General features: G+C 38.5%; 10 protein-coding genes. 9 read left to right on the top strand and 1 reads right to left on the bottom strand.

From position 1 onward, the window contains the following. From AC4MRQ_RS23420 to AC4MRQ_RS23380, 9 genes are all read left to right on the top strand, one after another. On the top strand, positions 1–1388 hold a 1388-nt coding region (locus AC4MRQ_RS23420), incomplete at its 5' end, for a TonB-dependent receptor (RefSeq protein WP_491200155.1). A gap of 143 nt (positions 1389–1531) precedes the next feature. Beyond that, the gene (locus tag AC4MRQ_RS23415) at positions 1532–2323 is read left to right on the top strand and encodes an endonuclease/exonuclease/phosphatase family protein (RefSeq protein WP_491200154.1); all 792 of its coding nucleotides are present in this window, start codon (positions 1532–1534) and stop codon (positions 2321–2323) included. Between the two features lie 215 nt (positions 2324–2538). Beyond that, complete coding sequence (locus tag AC4MRQ_RS23410; RefSeq protein ID WP_491200153.1) at positions 2539–2964, top strand: SoxR reducing system RseC family protein; 426 nt, start codon at positions 2539–2541, stop codon at positions 2962–2964. Positions 2965–2966: 2 nt separating this feature from the next. After that, entirely contained in the window at positions 2967–3827 is an 861-nt protein-coding gene (locus AC4MRQ_RS23405) for a Fe-S cluster domain-containing protein (RefSeq protein ID WP_491200152.1), read from the top strand. A gap of 69 nt (positions 3828–3896) precedes the next feature. Continuing rightward, positions 3897–5228: an electron transport complex subunit RsxC gene (rsxC, locus tag AC4MRQ_RS23400; RefSeq protein WP_491200151.1), complete on the top strand. Its 1332-nt coding sequence runs from the start codon at positions 3897–3899 to the stop codon at positions 5226–5228. A gap of 26 nt (positions 5229–5254) precedes the next feature. After that, on the top strand, positions 5255–6265 hold the full coding sequence (locus AC4MRQ_RS23395) for an RnfABCDGE type electron transport complex subunit D (RefSeq protein ID WP_491200150.1): 1011 nt from the start codon (positions 5255–5257) through the stop codon (positions 6263–6265). A 19-nt stretch (positions 6266–6284) separates the two neighbouring features. Then, entirely contained in the window at positions 6285–6917 is a 633-nt protein-coding gene (locus tag AC4MRQ_RS23390) for an RnfABCDGE type electron transport complex subunit G (RefSeq protein ID WP_491200149.1), read from the top strand. Continuing rightward, positions 6914–7501, top strand: coding sequence for an RnfABCDGE type electron transport complex subunit E (locus AC4MRQ_RS23385; protein ID WP_491200148.1), 588 nt, complete (start codon positions 6914–6916; stop codon positions 7499–7501). The genes AC4MRQ_RS23390 and AC4MRQ_RS23385 overlap by 4 nt, the downstream gene beginning before the upstream one ends. 3 nt (positions 7502–7504) lie before the next feature. After that, the gene (locus AC4MRQ_RS23380; RefSeq protein WP_491200147.1) at positions 7505–8080 is read left to right on the top strand and encodes an electron transport complex protein RnfA; all 576 of its coding nucleotides are present in this window, start codon (positions 7505–7507) and stop codon (positions 8078–8080) included. A gap of 58 nt (positions 8081–8138) precedes the next feature. On the opposite strand, the gene AC4MRQ_RS23375 is transcribed toward AC4MRQ_RS23380, so the two are convergent. Next, on the bottom strand, positions 8139–9374 hold a 1236-nt coding region (locus AC4MRQ_RS23375; protein WP_491200146.1), incomplete at its 5' end, for a PocR ligand-binding domain-containing protein.

Below are 9374 nucleotides of genomic sequence, written 5' to 3'. Positions count from 1 at the left end.
ACAAACGTTATAATTTTACTTTAAAAGGAAAACACATTCTTGGTAAGAATAACTTGAACTACCTCTATAACTTTCGTTATCTGGATGGTCAAATCCCCAGTTCACTCGACAGTATTGACTTCCATAACAATCCCCGGAAAGCAGCTGATTCGTGGGCGGCCATTGGAGGATACGAAAAATCTAATCGTCACATCCTTAATCTCGGTCTGGTTACTCAACTCACACCAGTGTTATATCACTCTGTAAACACCTTCGGTATTTTTTCAGTTTTGGATGAATTACGTCCCTTTAACCGTCTTGACGAATCTAAAACAGCTATCGGATTGCGGGACAAACTCTCCATAGAACTTAATTCATTCAGGTTGGAAAGTGGTTTGGAATTCATGTTTGAAAACAATGAAATAACATTATCAGGCGTAAAGGAGCACAACCTTAATGATATTTTGAGCGAGAACGATATTAGGCGCAATTATTTAAACATTTTTACCCTTGCCGAATACTCAATTGAGAATAAATTGTTGATACAAGGTGCTATTAATTTTAACTGGACAAATTATGATTCCAAGCAGCAAAGCACTGGCAAGACGGTAGAACATCAATACCCAATGATTGTATCTCCACGTTTGGGAATCAATTATCAACTCACACATCAATCACATATCTATGCAGCAGCTGGTCATGGTTTTTCAGCTCCATCTGTTGAAGAAGCTCAGATGCCAGATGGCTCCTTCAATGCTTCGATTAAACCCGAAGAAGGTTATCACTTTGATATAGGGTATCGCTATAATTCGAAAGACAGGAACACCAACATTGACTTAACTGCCTACTGGATGCTGATGACCAATTTACTGGTAACCAAGCGCGAAAGCGAAGAGATTTTCTACGGTGCGAATGCTGGTAAAACAAAACATAAAGGCATAGAACTACAAATTAATCATCGAATCAGGTTCAGTAATAATCATCAGTTGTTTCTGAATGGTTCACATACACAGTCGATCAATAAGTTTGATGACTTTATTGATGATGGAGAAGATTATAAAAACAATCACCTTCCTGGAATTCCTGGATTCAGTACATATCTTTCTGTGAATTATTCTGCTGACAAAACCAGCTTAATTATTAACTACCAGCATTGGGGTAAACAATACTTAACCGATAGCAACGATAAACAATACTCAGCATTTGGAGTATTAAATGCAAAACTTAATCAACAAGTTAACTTTAGATATGTAAAAGGAAATATCTACTTTGGAGCGAATAATATTATGGATAAGTATTACGCATCAATGATATTAATAAATGCACCATCATTTGGCAACAACCAACCCCGCTACTATTATCCTGCCTTGCCATTTCATGTCTATGGTGGAATAAGTCTGTCATTATAATTTGATATAATTGTTATCTTGCCTTTTTTAAAAGTAGATCGTTAGATTCCAGATAACAGACATTTAAGAATAAACTACTGTCTTCTGACTAAAAACTAACAAGCTATTGATAAAAGAGATAACCTTTAAAATATTTACATCTTATGAAGAAGATATTCTTAACTATCTTGTTGACAGCATTTTGTTTTTCAGGCTTCGCACAAAAAACAGACAAAAAGACAACTATCAAAGTGCTGTCATTTAATATTCTACATGGTGCAACAACTTTAGGCGACTTTAACTTGGATGCCATTGCAAAAGTTATTATTGATACAGATCCTGATTTAGTGGCACTTCAGGAAGTAGATTTTAAAACAAGGAGAGCACACCAATATGATTTGGCTACAGAACTTGGGTGGTGCACTAAAATGGCTCCGCTATTTGGTCGTGCCATGTATTTCGACGGTGGCGAATATGGCGAAGGAATCCTTTCAAAATTCAGCTTTATTTCTTCTGAAAACATCCCACTCCCTTACGAAGAAGGCAAAGAACCAAGAGCAGCATTAAAAATAACCACTGTATTATCATCTAACGATACAATCTCGTTTATTGCAACCCATCTTGATCATGAAAAAGAAGGAACCAGCAGGCAACTTCAAGCAGAAAAGTTGGTTGAAATTGCCAAAAAACAAAAGTACCCAAGCATATTAGCAGGCGACTTAAATGATACACCTGGCAGTAAAACCATAAATATATTAGAACAGGAATGGGCACCGAGTTATGGAAAAATGAATCCTGAACCAACGTATCCATCTGACAACCCACGTCTTAAAATTGACTATGTAATGGTGAATCGGTTAGGTCAATGGCGAGTCATTGAAACCAAAGTTATTGCCGATACCATTGCTTCAGACCATTGTGCATACCTGGTAACATTAGAATTGGTAAAGGAATAAGCTTTTAATCAAGAGAATTTTCCTTAATTGATTAGAGATTTTTTTCTTTATAATTCTTTTACTAACAACTACTTGCAACTAAACAAGGGCAATATTGCTTACCAAGAGCTAATTAACTGTAAGCAATTGTCCTTATTTTAATTCATTCTAAATACAAATATCTTACCTTAGCTACAACAATTACATTACTTCGCTACATTTGTGACCCTACGTATATGGCAGATAGAGATTACATAGAGCACGAGGGCGTTGTCGAAGAGGTATCCTCTCAACTTATAAAAGTCAGAATTGTGAATGAATCTGCATGTGCATCATGCCATGCTAAAGGTTCTTGTACGGCAGCTGATTTGCAGGATAAACTCATCGACATCTATCAATCTGAAAGCAGTTTTGAACCGGGGCAAAAAGTAATGCTTCTGGGCAAAAAAATACTGGCTCCAAAGGCTGTTTTATTAGCTTATATCTATCCAATTCTTTTGATTTTAGCAGCTTTAGTTATTACATTCTATCTAAGCAATAATGAATTGTTAGCCGGCGGTGTATCACTTGCCGTTCTGGTTCCATATTATTTCATTATCTATCTGCAAAAAGACAAATTAAAAAGAACTTTTTCATTTACTATAAAACATCAAATCAACTAAATATGAATGTTGTTCTGATAACTATAATCTCGTTAGGTGTGTTAGGGGCTGCGGCCGCTATCATTCTATATTTTGTAGCACAAAAATTCAAGGTTTTTGAAGATCCGCGCATTGATCAGGTGGAGGAAGCTTTACCGGCTGCCAATTGCGGTGGTTGTGGATTCCCTGGTTGCCGTGCTTTTGCAGAAGCAATGGTAAAGTCAGATGATATCTCTGACCTCAACTGTCCTGTTGGAGGAGCCGACACCATGAGTGCTGCAGCAGCTATTTTAGGAAAGGAAGTTGCTGCAGCAGACCCAATGGTAGCAGTTGTTCGCTGTAACGGAACCTGTGAGAACCGTCCCCGAATTACTGAATATGATGGAGCTACATCATGTACCATTGCATCTTCACTTTATGGAGGTGATACAGGTTGTTCTAACGGTTGTCTTGGCTTGGGTGAGTGTGTTGATGCCTGTGCATTTAACGCTATGTATATGGATGAAGAAACCGGGTTGCCGGTTATCATCGAAGACAATTGTGTATCATGTGGAGCTTGTGTGGATGCTTGTCCTAAAAACATCATTGAGTTGCGCAAAAAAGGACCAAAAAACCGTCGCATTTTCGTATCGTGTATTAATACCGACAAAGGTGCAGCAGCTAAAAAAGCTTGTTCCGTTGCTTGTATTGCATGTAAAAAATGTCAGAAAATCTGTCCGTTTGATGCCATCACAGTTGAAAACAATCTGGCATACATTGATTACGACAAGTGTAAACTATGTCGTAAGTGCGTGCCTGAATGTCCAACCAATGCAATTCATATGGTGAATTTCCCACCGCCAAAACCTAAGGTGGAAAAACCTGTTGAAGAAAAAGCGGAATAAAGCGCATTTCGTATTCGAATAGAGATAATTAAGAAATATTTAAAACATTATAAAATAGGAGGACCAATCGTGTTAAAAACATTCTCATTAGGAGGGGTTCATCCGGCAGAAAACAAATTCTCAGCCGGCCAAAAGATTGAGATCTTACCCGTTCCCGAGCAAGTTTCGGTTCCTATTGCTCAACATATTGGAGCACCTTCAGAGCCTGTTGTTAAAAAAGGTGACGAAGTAAAAGTGGGTCAACTAATCGCCAAGTCAACTGGTTTTGTATCAGCCAATATCCATTCACCTGTATCAGGTACGGTATTTAAAGTCGATAATATTTTAGATGCCAGTGGATACAAACGTCAGGCTATTATTATCAAAACAGCTGGCGATGAATGGGATGAAAGCATTGACCGCTCAGAAAATTTAGTTACAGAAATTAAAGCCACGCCGGAAGAAATCGTTAAAAAAGTTGGTGAAGCAGGTATTGTGGGACTTGGAGGTGCCACCTTCCCGGCTCATGTTAAACTTTCAGTACCTCCGGGTAAAAAATGTGACGTACTAATATTAAACGGCGTTGAGTGTGAACCATATCTTACTGCTGACCATCAGTTAATGATGGAAAAAGGTGATGAAATTATGGTGGGAACTCAGATACTGATGAAAGCACTTAAGGTTGATAAAGCTATTATTGGTATTGAAAACAATAAGCCGGATGCTATCAAGCATATGACTGAACTGTCGAAAAAACATGCCGGCATTACCATTCAATCATTAAAGGTGCAATACCCGCAAGGAGGTGAAAAGCAATTAATTGATGCATGTATTGGTCGCCAGATTCCTTCAGGTAAATTACCAATTGAAGTTGGTGCAGTAGTGCAAAATATTGGTACAACTTTGGCAGTGTATGAAGCTGTTCAAAAAAATAAACCATTGTTTGAGCGTGTGGTAACTGTTACAGGTAAATCGGTTACTAAACCATCTAACTTTCTTGCACGAGTTGGTACTCCTTTAAACCAACTTATCGATGCAGCTGGCGGATTACCTGAAGACACAGGTAAAGTGATTGGTGGTGGACCTATGATGGGAAAAGCACTTTCTTCAACTGATATACCTATTACAAAGGGTAGTTCTGGTATTTTGATTATGCCAAATCAAATTGCCAAGCGTGGTAAAATGGAAGCTTGTATTCGCTGTTCAAAGTGTGTATCTGTTTGTCCTATGGGATTGTCTCCATATTTATTGATGACAGTTTCGGACAAAGCTATTTGGGATCGTGCTGAAGAGGAAAAAATTATGGATTGCATTGAATGTGGTTCATGTAGCTATACCTGTCCTGCTAATCGTCCTTTACTGGATTACATTCGTTTAGGTAAAGGCAATGTAGGACAGATCATGCGAAGCAGAACAAAATAATCAAGTAAAAAATAATACGATATAAAATGAATAGGTTAACCGTATCACCATCCCCGCATGTGCACAGTGGCGACTCTGTGAAGAATAACATGTATGGGGTGATTATAGCCCTTCTCCCGGCACTGGCAGCCTCATTATACTATTTCGGCCTTGGTGCTGTTATAGTCACTTTTTCTGCTGTTGTGTCGTGTGTGTTCTTTGAGTGGGCCATTCAAAAATACCTGTTAAAAACTGAACCAACTATTATGGATGGTTCAGCTGCATTAACAGGGCTTCTCTTAGCTTTTAACATGCCAAGTAACCTACCAATCTGGATTATAATAATTGGTAGTTTGGTAGCGATTGGAATTGGTAAAATGTCATTTGGTGGCCTGGGTAATAATCCATTTAACCCGGCATTGGTAGGACGTGTATTCTTACTAATCTCGTTCCCTGTACAAATGACCTTATGGCCAAAACCTGTTGAGTCGCAAGCACATTATCTGGATGCTGAGACAGGTGCTACTCCCCTATCTGTTATGAAAGGAGGATTGGCAAATGGTGAGACCGTAAGCAGTTTAATGAATCATACAGATATGCCTTCCCTTACCGAACTATTCCTTGGAATGTCAGGTGGTTCGGCTGGTGAAATTGCTGCCGTTGCACTTCTTCTCGGACTAATATTTATGTTGATTCGAAAAATTATCACATGGCATATTCCTGTTGCTGTCTTGGGTTCAATTGCGGTATTTACAGGAATTCTTAATTTGGTTAGTCCTGAACAGTATGCCGGACCATTATTCCATTTATTAACTGGTGGTGTAATGTTGGGAGCCATATTTATGGCAACTGATTATGTGAGTTCTCCTATGGCCAATAAGGGAATGATTATATACGGAATCGGCATTGGTGTTATTACGGTTGTTATCCGAGTATTCGGCGCATATCCTGAAGGTGTATCATTCGCTATTCTGATAATGAATGGATTTGTGCCGTTAATTGATAAATATGTAAAACCTAAACGTTTTGGCGAAGTCGTAAAACCAGTCAAAGCTTAATGCAGGAAAATTAAAAATCATGGCAAAAACAGAATCAACGCTTAAAAATATGGTTTTAACCCTGCTTATAATCACATGTGTGGCAGGGGCTTCGTTGGGCGGCATGTATGAGCTCACCAAAGGACCTATTGCAGCAGCTAAAGCCGCCAAGCAACAAGCTGCGATCAAAGAAGTAGTACCGGGATTCGATAATAATCCGGGCGACGAAATGTATGAACTGACATCTAAGGAGGGATTTATATTAAAACTCTTCCCCGCTAAAAAAGGCGATGAGTTAATTGGTACAGCTATCGAATCACAAACCAATAAAGGATTTAGTGGTAACATCAAAATAATGGTTGGTTTAAAACCCGATGGTACCATCATCAACTACCAGGTACTGGAACATAAAGAAACACCGGGCCTTGGTACTAAAATGGCCGACTGGTTTAAGACCGACAAAGGTAACCAAAGCATTTTGGGCAAGCACCCAAAAACTAATAACTTAACTGTAAGCAAAGATGGTGGTGAAGTAGATGCAATCACGGCAGCAACCATTAGTTCACGTGCATTTCTTGATGCGTTACGTATTGCTTATGAAACTTATACCGAAAATCAAAGCAGCCAGCCGGTTGCAGTAAATACCTCGACTGAGGAAGGAGGTGCAGAATGAATCAGTGGAATAACTTTTCAAAAGGCTTTTTTAAAGAGAATGCGGTATTCACGCTTCTTTTAGGAATGTGTCCTACCCTGGGTGTTACCTCATCAGCCATTGATGGTTTGGGTATGGGATTGGCAACTACATTTGTATTGGTGATGTCGAACCTTGTGGTGGCATTAATTAAGAGCTTTATCCCTGATAAAGTCCGTATACCTTCTTTTATTGTAGTGATTGCTACTTTCGTAACCATCGTTGAAATGACCATGCAAGCATATGTGCCAGCATTGTTCGATTCATTGGGATTATTTATTCCGCTAATCGTGGTTAACTGCCTGGTATTAGGTCGTGCCGAAGCATTTGCTTCTAAAAACAACCTTGGCTCTTCCATCATTGATGGTTTAGGCATGGGACTTGGATTTGCCATGGCTTTAACAATGTTGGGTTCCATCCGTGAGTTACTGGGAAGTGGAAAATTATTTGGTAATATTATCTATCCTGAAGATTACGGAATGCTTGTGTTTGTTTTGGCACCAGGAGCATTTATCGCTTTAGGATACCTGATCGCATTTATTAACCAGGTTAAAAAGGAGGCTTAAGTTATGGAATATATATTAATCGTTATATCGGCCATCTTTGTTAATAACATTGTACTTAGCCAGTTTTTAGGGATTTGTCCGTTTCTTGGTGTTTCTAAAAAAATATCTACCGGAATTGGTATGACCGGTGCGGTTACCTTTGTAATGGTAATCGCCACTATTGTTACTTTCTTTATCCAAAAAGCAGTTCTTGAACCATTCGGTGTAGAGTACCTGCAAACTATCACCTTTATTCTGGTGATTGCCTCATTAGTGCAATTGGTAGAAATCATGCTTAAAAAGGTTAGTCCTCCTCTATATCAGGCATTGGGAGTATTTTTACCTTTGATAACCACTAACTGTGCTATTTTAGGTGTTGCAATTCTTGCACTTGGATTGGAAGATACTAACATTGTTAAATCGGTTGTCTTCGCTATTTCTCATGCAATTGGCTTTGGTTTAGCATTGGTTACCTTTTCTGGTATTCGTGAGCACCTTGACTTAATGGATATTCCTAAAGGTATGAAAGGAACACCAATTGCCTTAGTAGTAGCTGGTTTATTAGCTCTTGCATTTATGGGATTTGCCGGTATTGTGTAATGTAAAACAATATCAAACTAATATATTGAAAGAGAAGTTCGATTCGGGCTTCTCTTTTTTATTTCAGGTATCGTGCCATTTTAAAGCTGAAACACGTGCCTCTATCCCGCTTTGATTCAACATGTATATGCCCACCAAGTAACTCAACATAGGCTTTTGTAATAGCTAATCCCAGACCGGTTCCACCTTTCTTAACATCTGAATCTTTGGCTTGCCAGAAACGGTCGAAGATAAATTCAACATCATCTGCATCAATACCAATTCCAGAATCCTGAATAAATACCTCTAACTCTAAATCATCAATAACTCTGTAACCAAAAACGATTTCACCTTTAGTTGTGAACTTAATTGCATTGGAAATCAGGTTTGTTAAGACCTGTCTTAGCTTAACTTCATCTGAGAATACCTCAAACTCCACATGATCATTATTTTCAATAACTAATCCAACACCTTTTTTATTAGCTGATTCAATAAAAAAGTCATGCAAATCGGTTATCAGGTGTACCATATCAAAATAACCCGGATGAACATCAATCTGCCCCGACTCAATTTTTGAGATGTCTATAATATCGTTAATAATATTAAGTAACTGGCTGGAGCTTTGATGAATTAACCTAACATACTCCCTACGATCATCCGGTGTCAAACCATCGAATTGCAACAGTTCAGAGAAACCTACGATTCCATTCATAGGTGTCCTGATTTCATGAGAAAGGTTGGCCAGGAATGCTGATTTTAGACGATCACTTTCTTCAGCATTTTGCTTAGCATCACGCAGCTTCTTTTCTAATTGTACATGTTCATGAATGGTTTTGGCCAACTTCAGGTTTTTATACCCTAAGGTTGATAATTCAATTGTGAGAACACTCAATAGATTGAGAATTTTTTCAAAATGCTCGGGTGCAATTGTTGTCAGATCCTTAAAATCTTCAATAATCTCTTTGTCATCCAATCCTAAACTACGCGTATATTCCAGCAGATGCTGAATATTCAAACCATCCGGACGCACTTGTCCTATTAACCAGTTTCCAATATGATGTCCATCAACAATGATGGGAGCTGCTGCATCAATAAAACCACATGATAAACAAGGACTTGAAACTGGTTTCAATGACTCTTTCGCTATTTCCCCAAGTCTCTTGCTACTCTCCATACACATTCGTTGCCCCTCTTTGGTCGATCGAACTTTAGTACAAATATTATTGGAAAACGATGTATTGGTAATAGGTTTACCATCTGCATCGGTTATTAAGGAAGAAATACCAGTTGCAAATGCAAAAGCGTCCTGCATTTT

The sequence above is a fragment of the Carboxylicivirga sp. genome, from assembly GCF_982718395.1.
The sequence above is the reverse complement of the archived record's forward strand: the minus strand, read 5'-3'. Positions and strand labels throughout refer to the sequence as shown.

What these genes read in the sequence shown, in the direction of transcription:
- AC4MRQ_RS23415 (WP_491200154.1), top strand. Translation starts at nt 1,532, where the DNA reads ATGAAGAAGATATTCTTAACTATCTTGTTGACAGCATTTTGTTTTTCA.
- AC4MRQ_RS23410 (WP_491200153.1), top strand. Translation starts at nt 2,539, where the DNA reads ATGGCAGATAGAGATTACATAGAGCACGAGGGCGTTGTCGAAGAGGTA.
- AC4MRQ_RS23405 (WP_491200152.1), top strand. Translation starts at nt 2,967, where the DNA reads ATGAATGTTGTTCTGATAACTATAATCTCGTTAGGTGTGTTAGGGGCT.
- AC4MRQ_RS23395 (WP_491200150.1), top strand. Translation starts at nt 5,255, where the DNA reads ATGAATAGGTTAACCGTATCACCATCCCCGCATGTGCACAGTGGCGAC.
- AC4MRQ_RS23390 (WP_491200149.1), top strand. Translation starts at nt 6,285, where the DNA reads ATGGCAAAAACAGAATCAACGCTTAAAAATATGGTTTTAACCCTGCTT.
- AC4MRQ_RS23385 (WP_491200148.1), top strand. Translation starts at nt 6,914, where the DNA reads ATGAATCAGTGGAATAACTTTTCAAAAGGCTTTTTTAAAGAGAATGCG.
- AC4MRQ_RS23380 (WP_491200147.1), top strand. Translation starts at nt 7,505, where the DNA reads ATGGAATATATATTAATCGTTATATCGGCCATCTTTGTTAATAACATT.